Source organism: Alterluteimonas muca (genome assembly GCF_021191595.1).
Lineage (GTDB): Bacteria > Pseudomonadota > Gammaproteobacteria > Xanthomonadales > Xanthomonadaceae > Luteimonas > Luteimonas muca.
Genome location: NZ_JAIWPS010000005.1, coordinates 22,435 through 42,423, shown reverse-complemented (window position 1 = coordinate 42,423; position 19,989 = coordinate 22,435). Strand labels below are relative to the sequence as shown.

The following is a 19,989-nucleotide window of genomic DNA, read 5'->3' as shown; positions in this document are numbered from 1 at the left end:
GGCGCGCAATTTTGTGCGCGTTCGGCCCGTGTTTCTCTTGGTTCAACGCCTCCACGCCGCATCAGGACATAGCCATGAACGACCTCACCCATCCCGCACTCGACCACGCGACCGAGATCACCCCCGATGCCGTCGAGCTTCCGGTCGCCGTCACTGCCGAGCAGGCAACCAACGCCGACACGCAGGAAATCCCCGTTGCGATGATCCGTATCGCGCCGGAGTTCAACCCGCGCAAGAAGTTCGACGATGCCGACATTGCGGAGTTCGCCGAGCGCATTCGCAACAGCGGCTGGTTGTCGCCCCCGCTCGTGCGCCCTGATCCCTACGGCGACGGCTACCTGCTGGTGGCAGGCGAACGCCGTATGCGGGCCATCAAGGTGCTTGGATGGACCACGGTCCAGGTCACGGTGAAAGCAATGAGCGATGGCGAGCATCGCCGGCTGGCGCTGGCAGAGAACGTGGACCGCCGCGATCTCACCATCGCCGAGGAAGTGATGTATGCCCGCGACTACCTCGACAGCTTCGAGGGCGACCATGCGGCCGCATCGACGGCCCTCGGCTGGCCTGTGCAGCGCCTCCGCCACCGCTTGAAGCTCCTGCACTGCTCGGAAGGCGTCCTCGACGCCATGATGGCCGGCACCATCACCCTCGGCCACGGCGAATTGCTTGCGTCCCTGCCGAAGGAGAACCAGGACAAAGCGCTGCCTCGCATCGTGGCCGATCAGATTTCGGTGGCAACCCTGCGCGAGCAGATCAACGGGTTCGTCACCCCGTTGGCAACGGCCATCTTCGACCTTGCAGGCTGCGCAAACTGCCCTTTCAACACCTCCTGCCAGGGCACGCTGTTCGAGGCACGCGTCAACGAGGGCAACTGCACGAACAAGTCCTGCTTTCAGGAGAAGTCACGCCAGGCGCTGGAATTGAAGCGGGAGGAACTCAAGAGCGACTTCGGAGTGGTGGTGCTGGTGTCGGAGAAAGACCCCGCGCAGTCGATTCCGCTGGTCAAGCACGGGGAGCAAGGCGTCGGGCCGGACGGTTTCGATGCGTGCCGAAGCTGCCAGTTCCGTGGTGCTGCGATCCATGACGCCCCCGGTGCGCGCCTCGGTACAGTGGAGTCGCCGCTGTGCTTTAACCGGCCCTGCCACGTGCAGAAGGTCGCCGCCTACCAGGCCGAGATCGCCCCATCCGCAGTGGATTCCGCGGTCGCTGAGCCTTCCTCTACGCAGAGCGGGGACGCGGTCACCACCACCACGCCGGCCAAGGCCACCAGCACGAAGGCCGCGAAGAAGTCGTCCAAGGTGGCAGCCCCGCTGCGCTCGGTCACGGACCAGTACGGGGAGGTCGTCGCCCGCGCTGCGAAAAGCGCCCTGTCCACCTCGGCGAGTCCTGCACTCGCACTGGCACTGATCGCGCTGTGCGACATGGTGTCATCGGAAACCGCGACCTCGGCGCAGGACGTCTGGACGTCGCTGGCGATCCCTGGTGCCCCGGAACGGCTGCCCACACGAAGTGACGAAAGCCTGACCGCGCTGTGGGCATTGGACGAGGCGGCTCTCGTCCGCGCGATGACCGAGATCGGGAACTTCCTCTACACGGCCGACCTCAACAACCGTCCCTTCAATGCAAGGCTCCACCGCCGGCCTCTGATGGCGCGGCTGGTGCAAGAGCGCGGCACGCCGCTGGCTGACCATGTGCGTGTCGATCAGGCGTTCCTCGAAGCCCATACGAAGCCGGCGCTGGAAGTGGTACTGGACGAGTCCGGCTACCGCGCCGCGGTCGAAGCGCTGGACGGTGGGGCCAAGACGTACAAGTCGATGCTGGCCGGAAAGAAGCCCGACCTCATCCGGTCCGTGTTGGACAGTGGATTCAACTTCTCCGGTTACGTCCCGGCGGGCCTCGCCCTGGCAATCAAGGCGTGGCGGAAAGAAGCTCGAATCTGAGGCATCGCACGCGCCGGCATCAACTTTGGTTGCCGGCCGTGTGATCGACACTTTCCCTGTCACCCAACACCGGAGCCAATCATGGGCCTCATCAACAAGATCGTGCCGATGCTCAAGGCCGACGACACCTTCTGCATCCATGTCACGCGCAGGAACGACAACGGCATTTCCGTCCGCATCGAGCCTCGCATCCGCCTGCCCGACGCTGAAACTGCTGACCCCGAGCTTGCGAAGCTCCAGGTCGCGCTCGCCATGCCGCTGCTGTTGCGCTTCGATGCCTCGATCACGGACATGGACGCCGAGATCGGCAAGGCGCTCGATGGCATGTCCCAGGCACGGCAATCCACCTTGTCCGCCCTCGATGCGTATCAGGAGGCGCAGGCCGAGGCGCGCAACGCAGCGGCTCTGGCCGCACAGACCAAATCCCCCCAGGCCAAGAAGGCGGCTGCCAAGGCCCCAGCCCCGGCACCGCTTCCATCGCCCACGGCCCTGGCCAGTGCCGGCGACGCCAGCACCACCCCGTCTACGCCCACGGCCACTGCGTCGGACCCTGCCCCTGCTGCCGACGCCAACCAGATCAACATCTTCGAGTGAGGCCCGCCATGACCGTCCAGATCGTCCGACTGACCCGCGTGTTCCGATTCGGTGCGACCGAACTCCCTGACACGGACCCCACCGCCAGCCCGGAAACGGTGCTGTCCCACTATCACGGTGCCTACCCGTTCCTTGCGATGGCCAAGGTGGGCGAACCCACGGAGGAAGGCGACCGTCTCGTCTATCCGATCCAGAAGCCGGAGGCACAGACCAAGGGGCGCGCCCTCAAGCGCCTGACCAAGGCGCAGCGCGACGCGCTCGCCCGCGCCGTCGAGATCGCCAATGCACCTGCACAGTCCGGCCCGGATAACGCCCGCCAATGGAATGGGGTGGCGATGTTCACGTCGAACCTCCTACGTCGCAGTCCGACGCCGGTGGCCGACGCCATGATGGTGCCGATGCTGTGACCACCCCGCTCGCCCTCCCCCGCTTCGGCGCGGACAGCCAAGCCGGTACGCGCCGGGTCGTCGCGGATGGCATGAACGGCGTGACGCCGGCTCTGCGGGACTTCGCCCTGCGCAAGGTCCGCCGTAGCTTGCGTCGAGGCGGGCTCTCCGCCACCCGCGCCATGCGCGCGATGGCCCTGGGGGATAGCGGGATCGCCAGCCTGTTCCCTGTGTCGCAACTCCCGCCGCCCCCCGTGCTGGCTGCGCACGCCTGCGGCACGGGTTTGCATGGCGCGCCCGACCTGTTGAAGGACTCACTGTGGTTCGTCGAGCACGCCATCAGGCGCGGCGTCGCTGACCTCGGCGTCCTCGAACGCCTGCTTGATCCGACAAGCGCCCAGCATGAGATCGCGGCGCTGCTCCTTGAGACGTGGAACCGGCTGCTGCTCGACTACGTGCCGTCGTGGATGGACTGGACCCCCGGTGCCGGCTCCGTGCGACCTGTGCTGCGTGCGCTGCCGGGGCCGTTTGCCACGAGTCTCCAGTCCGCGCAGGTGGTCATCGAGGCGGATAGCGTCAGCCGCATGTTCGTCAACGTGGATACGCTCCAAGCGCCGGACGTCCTGCGTGCCCTTTCCACGCTGGACAAGGCCATGCAGTTCAACCTGTTCGCCGCCGACCCGCTTGGGACGCGCGAACTCTACTTCGAGTATTCCATCGGGTTCGAGCTACAAGACGACGTGCGGCAGCATATTCACTGGCCGGACGGTGCGGACGAGCCTGTAGTCACGGACCACGAAGCCATTACCCGCATCGCCGAGGACTTCGGATATGAGGCGGAAGGGGCGGACTACATCGCGGAACGTGCCATCGCACAGATGGTGTTCGACCGACGCATGCAGCAGGCGATGGAATCGGTACCCGCGAGCACCACCCCGGAGTCGGAGCTTGCCCGCCGCATCCTGGGTTATGCCGAGCACCTGTCGTCCATGAATGCCCCGCGCCCCGACCTGGACTCCAACGCGCTTTCGCTCCCGGCCTGCCTCGTTGCTACCTACGACTTCGATCCGGCAGGCGATGAGATCGCAAACGCCATCGACAACGAATGTCAGGAGGAAGTGCCATCCACGGCGGTCAGCAACCTCTCGACCAGGCCGTCCACGCTGGACCGGCAGCTTGCTCGGCTGGTAGCCGAAATGGTGGTGACGGAAGCCGTCTATGCGCTGGTGCATGAGGGCGAGGAAGCGCACGGCGACTAAGTTTGAAGCATGGCCTCGGGTGGCCTAATTCAAGTGTCCCCGCCACCCAGCCCCGCCATGTCCACGTCACTTCTTGCAACCTCAAGCCTCGACCAGACCGCGCTCGCGGAGCTGCCCGCACCGTCGATGGCACTGCTGTTCCACACCACGGGTCAGAACCTCGCGCTCGTCACCGCGCACGAAGTCATCCGCGACCGCGCCGGGCAGTCCCACATCGGCCCAGGCCGCGTTGCACTGCCGAGTGACGAGATCCGCCTCGCATCCCTCCTTTCGTCGCGCAACCGTCGTGGCCGCATCCTCCTGACCCCTCCTGACGTGCTGTTCCACGACGAGGCTTCTCTCGTGTGGTGGCTTCGTCCGGCCGACCGCCCCATGTTTCTGCGGGACCATGATGGGAACTCTCTGGAGCCTGTCGTGCGATGGCCTTCCCTGGTGTGCCTGGTCGTCAACCGCAAGCTGCACATCGTCGCTCTGGCAAGCCAGGAGCGCCCCACGCTCACCGATCCGGTGTTTCACGCCCCGGTCGGCAACGTCTATGCGGATGGCTCGGTCTGTACCGGCTCGGCACGCCTGCCCCGTACCAACACCGTGCTCGATGTTGAAGGATGGAGTGCCGTCGTGACGTCGAGCTACTTCACCCACGACAACCATGCGCAGAACCTCGCGCCGACGAAGGCGAAGGGCAAGAAGTCGCGCAGCCGGTCAATCGACCGGGTCAACAACTACCGCGCAACCGACTACTGGCGAAACCGCGATGGCATCACGAAGCCGATGCCCACCTCGGACATGGTCCCGCTCAACCTGACGCTGGGCGAGTGGCTCGAAGCCATCATCGACGGGAGCGACGAATGAACGCGCACCCGCTCGACCTTGCAGCTGCTGTAGCCGCACCGCTACGCGCGAGCCTGCACGCCGGCAACCCGGACGTGGTGACCGGCCGCAAGGACTACGTTGCGGCGGCGGACGGCCTCTATGTGCGCGCAAGAACGCCTGCGCTCAACGTCACCACCCGCATCGCCACCGCCACCCTGCCCTATGCAGGCCTCAGCGAGTGCATCGTGCCGGCCAACGGCCCGGTCTCCACCGCATTGCTGCGCGAGTTTGCGGACATGGCCGTGGCGGACAAGGAACGCGAGATCGCGGCAGTGATCGTCGCTCACGACACTGGTTACCGCCTGATCCGCGTAGACGGCGATGACAGGAGTGCCGGCCATGTCACCTATGACGACTCCGGCGTGGACGACGACGCCCTTGTGATCGACCTCCACTCGCACGGACGCCTGCCCGCGTATTTCTCGGGCCAGGACGACCGCTCTGACCTCAGCCGCCGTGGCCCCTATCTGGCAATGGTGGTCGGCCAATGCGATCGGACGCCGACGTTTGCCTGCCGCCTCGTCCTTCCTCCCCATCTGGTCGAACTCGACCTGCTTGACCTCTACAAGACCGGAGTCCTGCTGTGAGCGCACTCAAGTTCAATGTTCCGCCGTCATGGATCGGAAATGGCCCCATGCGGATCGTCGTGGTCGGTGCCGGCGGCACGGGAAGCGATCTCGTGGTGCGGCTTGCGAAACTGCACACGCAGCTGGTGGCGCTGGGTGGCGCGGGCTTCGACGTGACCGTGTACGACAGCGATACGGTTGAGGCACACAACTGCGGCCGGCAGCACTTCTCTCCCTCGGCGGTCGGGTTGGCGAAAAGCCTGGTGTTGGTGAACTCCATCAATCTGGCGTATGCGCTCGACTGGAAAGGCGTACCGGACAATCTGGACCCGACCGAGGACTACCACACGCTCCTGTACGGCACGGACCTGGTCATCAGTTGCGTGGACAACGCGGGCTTCCGAGCGCAGCTGTGCCGAACCTTTCGCGGTGTCAACTGCCGCACCATGCTGCTCGACGGTGGCAATGGCCGCGATCTCGGCCAAGTCGTCCTCGGCCACCTCGGTGTTCCGGGGGGCCGCCTGCGGCTGCCGAACGTCTACGACCTGTGGCCCGAGCTGGACGCCCTGTCGGCCAACGATGACGACGAACCGTCCTGCTCTGCGCATGAGGCGATGCAGAAGCAGTCATGGCCGGTGAATCAGGCGGTCGCATTCCTCATGGGCGAAATGCTCTGGACGCTCCTGCGCCAGGGCTGGATCGACTACCACGGCACAACGTTCACCCTTGCGCCGATGCGGACCACGCCGATGATGATCGACCCGGCCGCATGGGCGTTCATGGGCTATGAGCCCGAACGCGAAGCTGCCTGACGCAGTTGGGTATCCTCCCCTCCCCCTTGGACCACGCTCACCGATGCCTTCCACCTCGTTCCCGTTCGCCGTCGTCGTCGCATTTGGCGTCATCACGACCTGCATCTTCCTTGCAGCGTGGCTCCAGTCGAGTGGCTGGCTGCTTCTGGTCGGCGCGATCTTTGCGACCGGGGCTGGCGGAATGGTCGCCAGTGGCGAGATCGGCAAGGTCCATGCTCGGGCGGCGATGGCAGCCTTGAAGGTGGTTCGACCCGATATTGAGACCATGCCCGTGGGGCATCGGGAGTTCCTGGCAGGACTGGCGTGGGACTGTGGCTTGCACAGAATCGACGAGCCGGACCACTACAGCGTTCGCAGTTGCCTCTGGTCGGCGGCGACGAAGCCCAAGCCGCGCCTACCCAGCGGGTTCTCCGGCGATCCGATGGAGGTGCTCAACTTCATACTGGCCTGGGACGGCGCCTGGCACAGCGCCTCGGCTGAAAACAGGTAGCTCGCCGCGCCGCGATCCTCAGAAATGTCGCAACCACCATGGACAGCGGGCCGGTTGCAGGCCCCGCCTCGCGGATGCGCGTGGAAGCATGACCCCATGCGAACCCCGCCGCTCCTCGCCCTCGCCCTCGCCCTTCTGACCGTTCTATCTCCGGTCGCGGCCGCGCCAATCATGGGAACCGCGTCCGTCGTGGACGGCGACACGCTGCGCATCCGTGGGACATCCATCCGCCTGCACGGGATCGACGCCCCGGAGAGCGACCAGCACTGCACGCGGGAGGACGGCCGCGCGTGGCGGTGTGGCCAGCAGGCGGCCCTCGCTCTCGATGACCACATCGGGCGAAGGACTGTTTCCTGCGAGGAGCGCGATACCGACCGCTATGGACGGGTGGTGGCAGAGTGCTTCGTCGGTGGCGCGTCTCTCAACCGCTGGATGGTCCGCAACGGATGGGCCGTCGCGTACCGGAGTTTCAGCACCGCCTACGTGCCGGATGAGCGCCAGGCCAAAGCTGAGCGGCTCCACATCTGGTCAGGCACGTTCGTCATGCCTGCCGATCACCGGCGCACCGGACGTGCACGCCAGGCCCCGAGCAACGCGGCCATGCCGCCGCCCAACGCGGACTGCCTCGTGAAGGGAAACGTCAGCTCCAGCGGCGAGCGGATCTTTCACGTGCCTGGGCAGCGCGACTACGAGCGCGTCGTGATCAACGAGCGCGCGGGTGAGCGCTGGTTCTGCTCGCCGGCCGAAGCCGCCGGCGCCGGATGGCGTCCGGCACAGCGATAAGTTTGGGCGACGCCCTGCCTTGGTGAGATCGCCCCATACCCATCTGAGACACCGCTATGCGCAAGACCGCCCGTTCCCTTTGCACTGCCTTCGCTATCGCCGCAGCAACGCTCGCAGCCACCGCCGCCATGAGTGGCGCCCACGCCAACGAGGCCGTGGTCTTCGACACTGAGCGCCTGCGCGCATGGGGCGAGATCGAGAGCCTCGCATGGCCGCTGCAGGTCGCAGCCGCTGACCAGTGCAAGGATCCGAGCTATCACACCGGCATCGAGCTGCTGGCTTCTCCTGGCCAGGGGTTCTTCGTTCGCAACGTCAGCCAAGGTTCGCCCGCCCACGGCCTTCTTGAGGTCGAGGACCGGGTCGTCGCGCTCGATGGCCATCGTTTCGCTCAGGACCCCATGCAGGCGTACGAGACCTGGATCGGCGGGATGCGCGCCGACCTGCTCGCCTCCGACGAGACCCAGCGCTGGACCGTTCTCCGCAACGACGTCGAGCACACGGTCGAGATCGAACCGACCAAGGTCTGCCATCTGGAGATCTTCTACGTCGATGGTGCGGCCCCAGCTGTCCTCCGACGCCAGAACATGGCCATGTTCACGCCGCAGATTCGCGACATCGCCCCTGAGCCGTGGATGCTCCAGGCCCAGATTGCGCACGACCTCGGACATCGCCTCGGTCAGCACGAGGAGAAGCGTGGCCGAACGTCCCGCCTCACGGGCATCGCCGGCAACCTCATTGGTGCCATTGGCGGCCCGAACCTCGGCGGCGCTGCCGGCCATGCGTTGAACTTCCGTCGCGCACCCGCACAGGAAGTGGCCGCGGACCAGGCCGGCATCGATCTGGCCGTCAGCATCGGGTTGTCTGAAGCCGATCTCATCCAGTACTGGGTCGACCTTCTGGACCAAACCGCCAGCGGCGGCGGCTTGGCGACCTGGCTGAGCGCGCACCCGGCGCACCACTCGCGGATCGAGGCGCTCGAGACGCGCTTCAGCAAGTTGGCGCAGCAGGCACGGCCTGCGGATGGAAGCCCCGCGGGTTGAGCACCACGAGCGCCCGGTCCACGCCGGGCGCCTCACATCGGAGGAAAGATGGACGGCACCCCACGCACCCCAAGCCACCCTATGCCATCGGGCTGGAGCGCGGAAACACTCCTGAGCCAGATGAGGCTCCACCTGCGGCTGCCAGGTAGTTACCCGCACCGCACATGCAATCGCTGCCAGATCAGGAAGGCCCGCACGCTCACGTGCTTCGACTGCATGGAGCGAGATCTGAAGGCAGTGAGCAATCCAGCCGCCGTCGACGAATGGATCAGCGCGCAATCACGTGCAGCAGCGCTCGAGAACGCGATAGTCTGTGTCTCGAGTCCAATGCGCTCTTGATGATGCCCACCATGCTTTCCTGGCGAGAATCCTGCCGAGTCGTGCTCGAGCCCATGATGGTCCTGGGGACCGCAATCCGGCTCGCATTCGCGAAGCTCGTCGCCAAACGCTGAGCCCCAGAGTCACCGCTTCCGTCTCCCGCCGGCTGCTGCCGCGGTCGAGTCCCGGGAACTCCGACGAGGCTAACCCCCATCAACAACGCCTGCGGTTGGACTGACCATCCGCACGCGCCGCTCGGTACAGTCGTTCCAGGCCGTCGGCGCGGCCTGCCCCACCTGATCGCCGACATCGAACACGCCGTCCTGCACGGGTGAGATCCGATCACGTCCTGCGTGATGGGATTTCGCTCGTATGAGCAGTGACTCGGCACTTTCCGAGATTTCCCCCAAGGGACGCATTGTCCCTATGGGGTCGATGCGCCTCCTTGGGATCAACAGAGGAGAAACGCATGAAGAAAAAGCCCCCCTATGGGCGAAGTTGGATCCATCCCCGGACGCTGGCGGTACTCAGGCAGGAGCTCAATGCCTACCTGGTGTTCCCGTTCAAGCACGCTCGCACGTTCCTGGTGTTCGTCACGATCCTTGTGACGTCCTACGTCTCGAGCGAACTGAGCGAGGTGCTTTCGAGTTCTGACACGCACCGGGCCATGGCCTGGATGCTGGAAGGACTGAGCATGCTTCTGCTTCTTGTCGACGTGCTGTTTGTTTCCAGCATGGTCGTGCCGTGGGTTCCCGCGGTGAAGAAGTGGATTGCACGCAATCAACGCTGACCGGACCGGTCGCCATCAACGGCGCCGGGTATCCGGCCCCAGGAGTAACGAAGCAAATGAACACCTCGACCATCTCGCAAGACCACGGCAGCTCACCCGCTGACGTGTTCGAGCCGATTCTCGTTGTCGGGCAGGCCCTGCTTGTCCTCGTTCTAAAGCTGATTCGCCGACGTTCCAACTGACGCTCTACCCTCGACCCCCTGCTCCGGCAGGGGGTTTTTTGTTGGGCCCGGGAAGACACGGAACAGGCTCTGGACAACCAAGGAGCGGACACCCACGCCAGAACCAGCGCGGGCCCCAGTGCCCACAACGGAAGCAGCAACGCGAGCACGCCGCTCACCAACGCGACGGTGAATTCGGTTAACGGGTATGCAGGGCTGATCGGCGAGCGGCATGTCCGGCACGTGCCCGACACCAGAACCCAACCCACAACAGGAGTCAGCTCGAGCCAGTCCAACCTGTGGCCACAACGCGGGCACGACGATCGGTGGGACAACTCGATTATGCGAGCCCGCCAGGAACCCCGAGCGGCGCGGCGCCAGGCCACGACGTTCGCATACGACCCGAACAACGCACCCGCCACTGCGGACGCTGCAATGATGAAACCGGGTTCAAGACTGTCCATCCGCACACGCTACCTCGCCGGTCACCACCCTGAGGGCGCAACCCACGCTCCGGGACACGTGCTTGCGACATCGGTTGTTCAAGGGGCCCGCCTAGCATGTGGGCATGACATCGCGCCTCGTCGGAACGACCGTGCAAATCGCCCGCCGGACACTCCGTGTCATCGCAGTCGGCCCCCAGTTCGGTTCGCCAGGCGCTTCCATGTCCTGGGCGTTGGTCGTTGACCAGTACGGCCGGCAATTATCGCTTCCGGCACATCGCCTTCGGCGCGCTGCGCAACTTTCGACGCCTGTGCCACATGAGAGCGTCGTCGTCGGGTCATCACGTGATTCGACATGCAATTCAACGAAGCGCCACAGCTCGAGCCCGTTGGCTCGTCGACAGTAGAAACAGACGGGCCGCGGGTGCTGTCAGAAGACGATCGCAAAGCCATCGTCGACAGTTACGCCGCCCTGCGTGCCGGGACACCAGGCTTCCGCACTCGCCGGGCGCAGTCGGAGATGATCGGCGCCTGCGCGCGCGCCTTGGGCAATGACGGGGGCGCGGCCATCATCGAAGCCGGGACCGGGACCGGAAAGTCACTGGCGTACCTGACGGCGGCGACAACGTTGGGGGCCAAGCACGAGCTCACGGTGGTCATCGCGACCGGGACCGTGTCCTTGCAGGAGCAGCTCGCAAACCGCGACATCCCCCACTTCCTGGCCGCCACCAAGATCGACGGTGGCTTCGCCATCGCCAAGGGTCGGGGTCGATACGCGTGCCCACGTAACATGAGCCTGCTCACCGCCTCGCACGGCGACCAGTCGACGATGTCATTCGGGATCGACGACGACCTCGCCGAGGCTGGGTCCTGGCCGCGCCCCCCGGCGAAGGGCGAACCTGAGAAAGTGCTCGATCTGTTCCAGCGCATCTCCGCCGGAACGTGGGACGGGGATCTCGACAACCCACCGGTTCCGATCGACGACTCGCTCAAGCCCCTCCTGACCACGACCTCGGGCGGGTGCTCGCAGCGCCGCTGTGCGTTCAACCGCATCTGCCCGTACTTCATCGCGCGCAAGGCGCTGGAGAACTCGAGCGTCGTCATCACGAACCACGCGCTTCTCGTTTCCGACCTCGAGCTTCCTCGGGATGGTGATGAGACCTTCGGTGGCTTCCTTCTTCCTCCGCTCCAGGACGTCCTTCTCGTGGTGGACGAAGGCCACCACCTTGCCAAGACCGCGGTCGAGGCGAGCAGTGCCTCGGTACATGCATCCAGCCTCGTCAGGCGCGCCCCCAAGTGGCAGGGCTTCATTCGGGCAGCCTTCCGGGCAACGAAGCGCGAGGTGATCAGTCGCTGCGGCGTCGAGGATGCGATGAGCCTCGTGGACCAGTTCGTACTCGATCTCAGGGTCCTTGTTGATGCAGTGCAGGCCTCATGGACACCTGACCCCGCTGACGGGGTCTACGCGCAGTACCGCGCCCCTCTCGGGGTGCTGCCCCCTGCCTGGCAGGCCGCCGCTAAGAACGTCTCCGACAGCGCCTCCGAGCTTCTGCGGGTGGCGAGGGGTATCCGGCGCGCATTGGTCGAGGAAGACGAAATGCTCGACGCGGGAGCAAAGGCTGTGCTGCCGCGCGAAATCGGTCTGATGTGCGAACGCATGGACGAGGTGGCCAAGCTGTTGGCCTGGTGGTCGCAGGATGAGCGCCCTTCCAACGCGCCGCCGGTGGCCAAGTGGGTGCGCGTTGCCGGCAATGACATGGCCTTGGTGCTTTGCGCCAGCCCCGTGTCGGCCGCCGGGTTCATCCGCGACCGCATCTTCGATCAGGCAGCCGGTGTGGTGGTCACGTCGGCCACCATCTCCGCCGGCGGCGACTTCCGCAAAGTCACCGGAGAGCTCGGCTTCCCTCGTCATGGGGAGACGCTGAGCCTGCAATCCCCGTTCGACTACGAACGCCAGGGCGTGATCGAGGTGCCGTGGATCTCCGCACCGGCCAGCGATCACGAAGGGCACGCTAAGGAAATCGCTCGCTGGATTAAAGATCACCTGGACCCCGCGGCCGGCAACCTGGTGCTCTTTACCTCGAAGTCCAAGATGAGCCGGGTTCACCAGCTCCTCGATCCCACGTGGACGTCCCTGGTGCGGATGCAGGGCACGATGGCGAAAGCCGCCCTGCTCGAGGCGCACACCACCGCTGTTCGTTCGGGCAAGGGCTCCACCTTGTTCGGCCTGCAGACCCTCGGCGAAGGCATCGACCTCGCCGGGGACCTCTGCACCACGGTCGTGATCACCGCCCTGCCCTTCAAGGTGCCGACCGATCCGGTAGATGCGACCTACGCCGAATGGCTGGAGTCTCGCGGCCGCAGGCCGTTTGATGAGATCGCCGTCCCCGGTGCCATTCGGACCCTGACCCAGTACGTGGGGCGGCTACTTAGGCACGAGGACGACACGGGCCGTGTGGTCATCCTCGATCGACGGATCGTCGACAAAACGTATGGACGGCGGATCCTCGCGGCATTGCCACCCTTCCGGCATGAAATCGAAAACAAGCCTGGGCGCTAACGCGTCCCGGCTTCCTTTGAACGTTTGGTCCTGAGCTTGGGCGTGTTGAACACTAGCGGGGTCTCGGCGTGAACCACAGTTGGCGTGCCGTCCGCTTCAACCGTCTCCAAGGACTGTCGGCTCACGCCCTTGGCGAGCGCGCGGCGGAAAGCCGCACGAACGATCTGGGAGTGAACGCCCTCCTCCATTGGATTGACGCGTCTCACCGCTTGAACGGCCTCTGCGATCGCATCCTGCGTGGTCGGGAACAGCCTTACTGAGTACCGGCCATTGAACTTTTCCGAGCCTTCGGCGTATCCAACCAGGCCGAACCAGTCAGGTTGAGACAGGAAGTCGGCAATCGCACGGTTGTGCCAAGTGGAAATCCCTTTGGTCCCAAAGGTCTTCACCGCCGCCTCGCGCACTTTCATGCGCATTTCAGCCGTCATCAACACGGAGGTTGTTCGGATTCCCGTCGCACGATCCTCGTTCATTACGGCCTACTCTTTCGGCGGGTCTCGCCTTTAGCCAGCTCGCTCTGCAACGCCATGAAAGCGTGGTTAAGCGCAACGGACAGCTGATTGAAGTCGTTGAGATCGATCTTGCTCACATCGACCTTTCCATTGCTGATCCGCTTGATCGCTTCCGCAGCAACGTGAGGATCCTTGATTGGCTTGGCGCGCACGGATCGCACGGGCCGAGCACGACGGTGGCGTGTCGACGCCGAGGCGGCACCTTGATCGGGCGATGAAGGATCGCCGCTCCCTGGCGCGTCCCCCTCCTTACCCGCATTGCCGAATGCCCCATACACACTCTGGCGCTCCTCGACGGTCATAGCTATGAGATCGGTCGTTTCAGCCAGGGTCGTGACGATCCCACTCTCGACCGCCTCGCGGACATCCGATGACGCGAGCAACGCTTTACGCCAAGCGTAGGCTTGAGTCTTTTTGATCCCGGCTTTGCTCGCGAGCACTTCGACGACGTCGGCCTCTCGATCTGCGAGCTCGCTGATGTCCCGTACATCGAATTCTTCCGCGACCGCGCGCGACAAAGCGTGGTACCGGGAGGAAAACGGCAAGTCGGAGCGGTTAAAGTTTTCGATGTACTGCAGCAGCGCCACGTTGCGAGGCTTGCGGGTCCGTACGCGAGCTTCAATCGAATCAGCGTCGTTCAACACATGGGCGATCGTTCGCATGTGCCCTGTGATGAGCTTGTACCCGGTACCAACTCGGAAAACGTCGATCGGATTGATCAGCCCTTCTGACGCAATAGATGCTGCCAGGCGCTCTGCCTCCTCCAGCTGCGCAGCTGCTTTCGGGTAATCCGGAGATCCCTGGTCTAGCTGGCGAGGATTCTCGAAGCTCAGGTAGATCTTGCGTGTGTTCTCGAGGTCGGGTTGGATCTGCGACAACAAGATTGTGGTGACGTGCGAAGCTGCGTCGTTTGGCTGAAGGGTCTCCTCGAGGTTCATGATCTGGGACGTCTTCTGCCCGCCCAGCCCGCGGATCCTCCTGGATGCGTTAGACATGACGGCTGCCCTCCAACTTCATCACGACGTGGTCGACCACTGATTGAGCCTCCTGTCGAGCGGGATCAGACGCCGGGAGATCAAGCACTGATGCGAAGCGAATCGCCTCATGGTCTGAGTCTGAGAACGCCGAGCGCAGCGAAAGCTTGCCTGGAAACATCAGGGGCCCGGTAAGTGAGCCTCGTTGCAAATCTTCAAGTGCCGCCTTCTGGGTGCTCACGCTATTACGGATCTTGTTCGGAAGAATTCCGATCAGCTCAAGTACGTCATCCGCGCTTCTACGATTGTTCTCGGCCTTCCACATGCTGAGCATCCCGTGAAGGCCTTCGAGCTCCATCGGGTCCACACCCGTCGGAATGATTAGGTGAGTCGCCGCGCGCAAAGCACTTGTTGGTAGCGGGCCTTTTGACGGATCCGTATCGATGACGATCACGTCGTAGGCTTCAGCGAACGCTTCGTTGCGAAGACCAACGCGCAATTGCTCGTGCACCTTGCTGACCACCTCGGTGCTTCGAACCAGTTCCACCTGTGGAAGCTCGTCGCCACTGCCAGGAAGAAGATCGAGGTTCTCAACCGTTGTGCCATACGGATACATGACACGTCCGTAGAAGAAATCAGCCGTACTCGACCGCCCGCTCCACTCTGGATCTTCGAGAAGAATCTCATCGACCTCTGGATGCAGCGGTGGCACCTTGCTTCGGTGCGCGGAGTTGGAGATGTCCATCTGGATGAACCGGGACGAGAGGTTGCACTGGGAATCGAGGTCAAGGACCAAGACTCGCTTACCCCTCTTCGCCAATCCTGTACTCACAAGTTTAGATACGGTGCTTTTACCACTGCCGCCCTTGTTCTGCGCAACTGTGATGATCTGCATCCTCTAGCCCTTGCGTCCCATAGACTGCGGATGCTCACACCATGCTATTTCGATGTCAATATCCTGCTAACCTGAACGTATTCAGTTTCAACTTTTGCTGGGTGGCGTTGGCGCCGCGTGATTCCGTCGGAATAGCCCGTCTTTACGAGCCCAAGATCCGTCCGGCGGGGGCACGCTGCCTGCGGGTGGCACCTGAAATTCCGGTCGCCGGAACCCCCGGCTCAGTCGTATCCAACCCTGCTGTTCCGCCGCAATAGCGCGGCTGCCCTGGGGGGTTGGATCTGCAATTCCGGTTGCCGGAATCGCGGTGGGCTGGGCGGGGATCTGCAATTCCGGTGGCCGGAATAACGCGTCTGGACCGGATCCACGCTGCAACTCCGGTTTGACGGAATCGCGCTGTCCTGGCAGGGGCACCTGCAATTCCGGCCACCGGAATCCGCGCTGCAGTTGCGGGGTGGCAGCTGCAATTCCGGTCACCGGAATCGGCGCTGCTCTCGGGGGCGGCACCTGCAATTCCGGCTGCCGGAATCGCGGCTGCCTTGGGCGGGTGACCTGCAATTCCGGTCGCCGGAATCGGCGCTGATCTGGAGGGCGGCACCTGCAGTTCCGGTTGCCGGAATCGCGGCTGCACTGGGCGGGTGACCTGTAATTACGGTCGCCGGCATCCGCGCTGCTCACGAGGGCGTCACCTGCAAGTCCGGTCGCCGGATTCCCGCGGCTCGCTGGGTCCACGCTGCAATTCCGGCCGCCGGAATCACGATGCCCTGACGGGGGCTCCTGGAATTCCGGTCACCGGATTCGGCGCTGGTCTCGAGGGCGGCACCTGCACTTCCGGTCGCCGGAATCGCCGTGCCTGGCGGGGGGGCTCCTGAAATTCCGGTCACAGGAATCGACGCTCCACACGCGGCTTGCACCCGCCATTCCGGTCGCCGGAATCAAGGCTGCTCTAGGCGGGTGATCTGCAAGTCCGGTCGCCGGAATCCCACGGCTCGCTGTGTCCAAGCTGCAATTCCGGTCGCCGGAATCGCGGTGCCCTGACGGGGGCTCCTGGAACTCCGGTCACCGCAATCGGCGCTGCGCTCGAGGGCGGCACCTGCAATTCCGGTCGCCGGAATCGGCGCTACACACGCGGATTGCACCTGCCATTCCGGTTGCCGGAATCACGGCTGCCCTGGGCGGGTGATCTGCAAGTTCGGTCCCCGGAATACAGGGGCTCGCGGGGTCCAAGCTGAAATTCCGGTCGCCGGAAACGCGGGTGCCCTGGGTGGGTGAACTGCAATTCCGGTCGCCGGAATCGCGCGGCTCATCTAGATCCGCGCTGCAATCCCGGTCCACGGAATCGCGCCGCACTGGCAGGGGCACCTCAAATTCCGGTCGCCGGAATACGCGCTGCGCCCCCGGGTGGTATCTGCAATTCCCGTCGCCGGAATCGCGCCACTCAGCCCGGTCTAACTTGCAATTTCGGTCGCCGGATGTTCTTGCGCACGCCCGGATGAGGACCCGGGCACGAGATGGAGGGGCCGACGACGTCCGTGGGTCCTGCCTGAACGCATCCCAACGGGGATGTTAGCATCATGCTATTACGCAGAACCGGGCGTCATGGCACACTTCCCAAATGGACGAGCAGACCTTCAAGGCCCGGATCCGCGAGCATCTCGCTGAGGACTCCTTTCAGCAGTGGATCGCCCCATTGCGGGTCTCCGTCAGTGGTTCACGAGAGATCACCCTCTGGGCACCAAACGTATTTGTGCAGGATGAAGTGAAGACATCTTGCTGGCACGCGGTGACGAAGGTCTGCTCAGATTACCCGGCAATTCGGGTCAAGGTCGGCTCGCCAAGTGAGGCGAAGCCCGCGAAGGCCCCAAGTACACCCAAGGTCGATGGGGTGCCCAAGAGGCTGACGGCTCTGTGGCCCGACCCGGAGAGGGCGCTGCCGGCCGACTTCGCCCGTGTAGCACTGTTCACAGCTAACGCTTGGCGCGGGAAGGCCCGCCCGCAGCTGTCCGATGCGGTCATCTACTCCCAAGCGAACATGCAGGTCCGACAGACGGGCCCCGCGCTGAACCATCTAGACGAGGACGTATTCCTCGCCGCGTTGCATCTTCTGCGGAACTACCCCATCGGCGATGAGGTTCAACTATCGATGGCTGAACTGGCAACGACGATGGGCCTGAGCCCAGCCGGTAAGAACATCCAATCGATCCAGGAGCGGCTTCAGCGGCTTCACAAGACCCAACTTGAGCTAGTGGTGAACTTCCAGGGTGGCGTGTCACGAACGTACTCTGGCTACCTGATCCCTTCGTACTATCGGGAAGAAGCCAAGGGCAGTGGACACCAGCAGTGGGTAATCCAGTTCGATCCGAAGCTTTGCTCGCTTCTGACGCCCAATCTGTTGACTCGCATCATCTGGGACACCCGGCACACCCTCCGCAGCGCGGTGAGCAAGCGACTGCACGTGTTCTACGCGTCGCACGCCAAGCCGTACCCGATGAAGGTCGAGACGTTGGTCCAGATCTGTGGACTCGAGGTTGGTCCTTCCCAGGCAGATAAGGCGAAAGCCGCACATGCTGTGCGAACCGCTCTCGACGAGCTCATGCAGGCCGGCTTCTTGGCATCTTGGACGCTAAATGCGGCCGGGCTTGTGTCGGTCGTCAAGACCGACGCGCCAGCCCTCGCGTGAGGCCATATCCGCTGGAGTACGAGCTTTTGCGGTCTCCCGGATTTGAGCTCCTTACACATCAATCACTTATCGCAGGCCGGTGGCTCCAATAGGGTCAAACCTCGTACTCCAGCGGATAGCCTCGGACTTGAGCGTTGTCGGCACGTAACCCTACGTAGCGACCACGTACTCCTATGCAGGGAGCACGTACCGGGCACTCGCAAGCTCGTACTCCAAGCACGATAGGGACACGTAACTTATTGAATTAGCCAGGGAACTCGTCGGTCTAGAGATCTTAGGCTTCTTTAGGTAACTCTGGCGCTGCGCGCCGTTGATACATACAGCAGAGCCCAAAGCAGGAGCTGCTGCGCGCTTAGAGATCACCCAACATGTGCCCGAAGATGGCCTGGAATTCTTCGGTGTCATCGAAAGCGATCCGTACGGAGCGCCTGCGGGTGTTCGTAGACTCCGACGTGCCTTCACCCAGTCGGCGTAGCAGCCCCTGGAGATCCCCGGCGCTGTACCAGTCCACTGTGACCTCGCCGGCCGATCCGTTGTGCCGAACCTCGACGTGCGTCCCCAGCGATAACGAAAGCCGGGTCTCCAGACTGGCGTCGACCTGGCCCCGATCCCCTGAGCGCGCCATGTTCTCCAGCGACCGAACGGAAACGCGGCGAGCCAAGCACCTGCCCAGTAGCTCTTCGCGCTCAGCAGGCGGCGCAAAGCGTGTCGCGAGGATATGGCTGAGCCTGATCCGGCCACGGGAGCCATCTGCCATCGCGAACAAGGCGGGCGACTCTCGGACGAGTTTGATCGTCCGGCTCAAGTCCGGCTTGTGGCCAGCCCCGTAGACGACTTCACGCATCTGCTCGAGGGGCATGCCACTTCGATGAAGTGCCGCCAAGCCTTCCCCGTACTCGGCGAGGGTCACCCACCCATCCAGCGCCGCGATCGCCTCCCGGTCGTCCTCGCTATCTGGTCGTACCCGGTAGCAGTTGATCGCGGCTTGGGGTGAGAAGCGCAGGTGCTGAGCCAGCCGGCTGCGGCCTATCAGCAACGTCGCAGGCGTCAGCTGGTCGACAACGAGGCATCGCGGGAAGGCCGCATCGGGGTTCGGGGTGCGCCCGTTCGGCAAATTGAGCACGTCGTGCGGCGAAAGAGCGGTCCGAGGAATAGCCTGGTGGCGGCGACGGGGAGTCTTCATTGTTAGAACATCCTAACAACGAAATCTCCAACCCCGCAGCATGTAGCGGGGGGTTGAAGCCGCGTTCCCGAGTATCCGCACCGGAAAATGCACCTAACCGGGGGAACCGTCATGTCCGAACCGACAGCCGCACAGCTCGACTACATCGAAAGCCTCACCCGGCGGGCAGGCGCCTCCCTGAGCGAAGTGAAGGCGCAGCTGCAGCTCGATGAGCCGATCACCGTCGAAGGGGCCAGCAAGATCATTGACGCCCTCAAGGACAGGCTTGGAATCGTCGGGTCAGAGACGCGGCCGCCGAAGCGCGGGCAAGGTAGGGCAGAAGATTCGGGGCGCCTCGGTGCTACCGAACTGCGTGCGATCGCCGAGGGGCGCCGACCGGCGCCCACTGACCTGGCGGTGGACGAGAGCTGGATCCTCTTCCGCCTCGCGAAGCTGATCGACCTCGAGCTCGCCATCGGCGAGCCAGCGCGCTGGGCGGGGGCCAACCAAGGCGAACAAATCCGCGTCGAGCACCTGGAGGCCTACTTCGGCTCCGTGGAAGCCGTTGCCACCGCGTTCGGCGTGAGCGTAGGCACCGTCAGGAGCGGGTGGGGCGGAGTACTGCCACCGAACCGGGTGTTCGAAGCTGTGGTGAAGACGCGCGGCTACGTCCAGGCGCCGCACTGAAGGGTGCCAGCGGCGCCACTCTCCTTGTGGCGCCCGCGGGGTGGAGGACTTTGAAGCAGGCGGC

Annotated in this window: 19 protein-coding genes and 1 pseudogene; 15 read left to right on the top strand and 5 right to left on the bottom strand. The window is 64.1% G+C overall.

Annotated elements, in window-relative coordinates:
* Nucleotides 1-74: 74 nt before the first annotated feature.
* The 12 genes from LDO11_RS08390 to LDO11_RS15720 all read left to right on the top strand — a co-directional run bounded on the left by LDO11_RS08390 (nt 75) and on the right by LDO11_RS15720 (nt 10,033).
* Nucleotides 75-1,940, top strand: a complete 1,866-nt coding sequence (locus LDO11_RS08390; protein WP_232141132.1) for a PRTRC system ParB family protein — start codon at nt 75-77, stop codon at nt 1,938-1,940.
* Between the two features lie 81 nt (nt 1,941-2,021).
* On the top strand, nt 2,022-2,534 hold the full coding sequence (locus LDO11_RS08385) for a hypothetical protein (protein ID WP_232141131.1): 513 nt from the start codon (nt 2,022-2,024) through the stop codon (nt 2,532-2,534).
* Between the two features lie 8 nt (nt 2,535-2,542).
* Nucleotides 2,543-2,941, top strand: a complete 399-nt coding sequence (locus LDO11_RS08380) for a PRTRC system protein C (protein WP_232141130.1) — start codon at nt 2,543-2,545, stop codon at nt 2,939-2,941.
* Nucleotides 2,938-4,179, top strand: a complete 1,242-nt coding sequence (locus tag LDO11_RS08375) for a hypothetical protein (protein WP_232141129.1) — start codon at nt 2,938-2,940, stop codon at nt 4,177-4,179. The genes LDO11_RS08380 and LDO11_RS08375 overlap by 4 nt, the downstream gene beginning before the upstream one ends.
* 57 nt (nt 4,180-4,236) lie before the next feature.
* The gene (locus LDO11_RS08370) at nt 4,237-5,031 is read left to right on the top strand and encodes a PRTRC system protein B (protein ID WP_232141128.1); all 795 of its coding nucleotides are present in this window, start codon (nt 4,237-4,239) and stop codon (nt 5,029-5,031) included.
* Nucleotides 5,028-5,639 (top strand): PRTRC system protein A, encoded by a 612-nt coding sequence (locus LDO11_RS08365; RefSeq protein ID WP_232141127.1) that lies wholly within the window; start codon nt 5,028-5,030, stop codon nt 5,637-5,639. The genes LDO11_RS08370 and LDO11_RS08365 overlap by 4 nt, the downstream gene beginning before the upstream one ends.
* On the top strand, nt 5,636-6,430 hold the full coding sequence (locus LDO11_RS08360) for a PRTRC system ThiF family protein (protein ID WP_232141126.1): 795 nt from the start codon (nt 5,636-5,638) through the stop codon (nt 6,428-6,430). The genes LDO11_RS08365 and LDO11_RS08360 overlap by 4 nt, the downstream gene beginning before the upstream one ends.
* A gap of 43 nt (nt 6,431-6,473) precedes the next feature.
* A complete protein-coding gene (locus LDO11_RS08355; RefSeq protein ID WP_232141125.1) occupies nt 6,474-6,920 on the top strand; it encodes a hypothetical protein in 447 nt (148 codons plus the stop codon).
* Nucleotides 6,921-7,016: 96 nt separating this feature from the next.
* Entirely contained in the window at nt 7,017-7,703 is a 687-nt protein-coding gene (locus LDO11_RS08350; RefSeq protein ID WP_232141124.1) for a thermonuclease family protein, read from the top strand.
* Between the two features lie 56 nt (nt 7,704-7,759).
* Complete coding sequence (locus tag LDO11_RS08345; protein ID WP_232141123.1) at nt 7,760-8,743, top strand: M48 family metalloprotease; 984 nt, start codon at nt 7,760-7,762, stop codon at nt 8,741-8,743.
* 787 nt (nt 8,744-9,530) lie between these two features.
* Entirely contained in the window at nt 9,531-9,851 is a 321-nt protein-coding gene (locus tag LDO11_RS08340) for a hypothetical protein (protein WP_232141122.1), read from the top strand.
* 56 nt (nt 9,852-9,907) lie between these two features.
* Entirely contained in the window at nt 9,908-10,033 is a 126-nt protein-coding gene (locus LDO11_RS15720) for a hypothetical protein (RefSeq protein ID WP_255683366.1), read from the top strand.
* Nucleotides 10,034-10,182: 149 nt separating this feature from the next.
* Here the strand turns inward: LDO11_RS15720 and LDO11_RS15925 are convergent.
* Nucleotides 10,183-10,476 (bottom strand): annotated as a pseudogene (locus LDO11_RS15925) (prepilin peptidase); the annotation flags it as partial.
* 334 nt (nt 10,477-10,810) lie between these two features.
* On the opposite strand from LDO11_RS15925, the gene dinG reads away from it, so the two are divergent.
* Entirely contained in the window at nt 10,811-13,015 is a 2,205-nt protein-coding gene (dinG, locus tag LDO11_RS08335; RefSeq protein WP_232141121.1) for an ATP-dependent DNA helicase DinG, read from the top strand.
* Here dinG and LDO11_RS08330 read toward each other — a convergent pair.
* Genes LDO11_RS08330 through LDO11_RS08320 form a run of 3 tightly spaced genes read right to left on the bottom strand, consistent with a single transcriptional unit; the run spans nt 13,012 to nt 15,396 of the window.
* A complete protein-coding gene (locus tag LDO11_RS08330; protein WP_232141120.1) occupies nt 13,012-13,488 on the bottom strand; it encodes a hypothetical protein in 477 nt (158 codons plus the stop codon). The genes dinG and LDO11_RS08330 overlap by 4 nt on opposite strands.
* Nucleotides 13,488-14,465 carry a ParB/RepB/Spo0J family partition protein gene (locus LDO11_RS08325; RefSeq protein ID WP_232141119.1) on the bottom strand — a complete coding sequence of 326 codons (978 nt, stop codon included), beginning with the start codon at nt 14,463-14,465 and terminating at the stop codon, nt 13,488-13,490. Before LDO11_RS08325 ends, LDO11_RS08330 begins: the two co-directional genes overlap by 1 nt.
* Before the next feature lie 49 nt (nt 14,466-14,514).
* Complete coding sequence (locus tag LDO11_RS08320; protein WP_232141118.1) at nt 14,515-15,396, bottom strand: ParA family protein; 882 nt, start codon at nt 15,394-15,396, stop codon at nt 14,515-14,517.
* Between the two features lie 1,615 nt (nt 15,397-17,011).
* Here LDO11_RS08320 and trfA point away from each other — a divergent pair.
* The gene (trfA, locus tag LDO11_RS08315; RefSeq protein ID WP_232141117.1) at nt 17,012-18,076 is read left to right on the top strand and encodes a plasmid replication initiator TrfA; all 1,065 of its coding nucleotides are present in this window, start codon (nt 17,012-17,014) and stop codon (nt 18,074-18,076) included.
* A 352-nt stretch (nt 18,077-18,428) separates the two neighbouring features.
* Here the strand turns inward: trfA and LDO11_RS08310 are convergent, their stop codons facing one another.
* Entirely contained in the window at nt 18,429-19,259 is an 831-nt protein-coding gene (locus LDO11_RS08310; RefSeq protein ID WP_232141116.1) for a hypothetical protein, read from the bottom strand.
* 111 nt (nt 19,260-19,370) lie between these two features.
* On the opposite strand from LDO11_RS08310, the gene LDO11_RS08305 reads away from it, so the two are divergent.
* Nucleotides 19,371-19,925 carry a Cro/CI family transcriptional regulator gene (locus LDO11_RS08305; protein ID WP_232141115.1) on the top strand — a complete coding sequence of 185 codons (555 nt, stop codon included), beginning with the start codon at nt 19,371-19,373 and terminating at the stop codon, nt 19,923-19,925.
* The last annotated feature ends 64 nt before the right edge of the window (nt 19,926-19,989 follow it).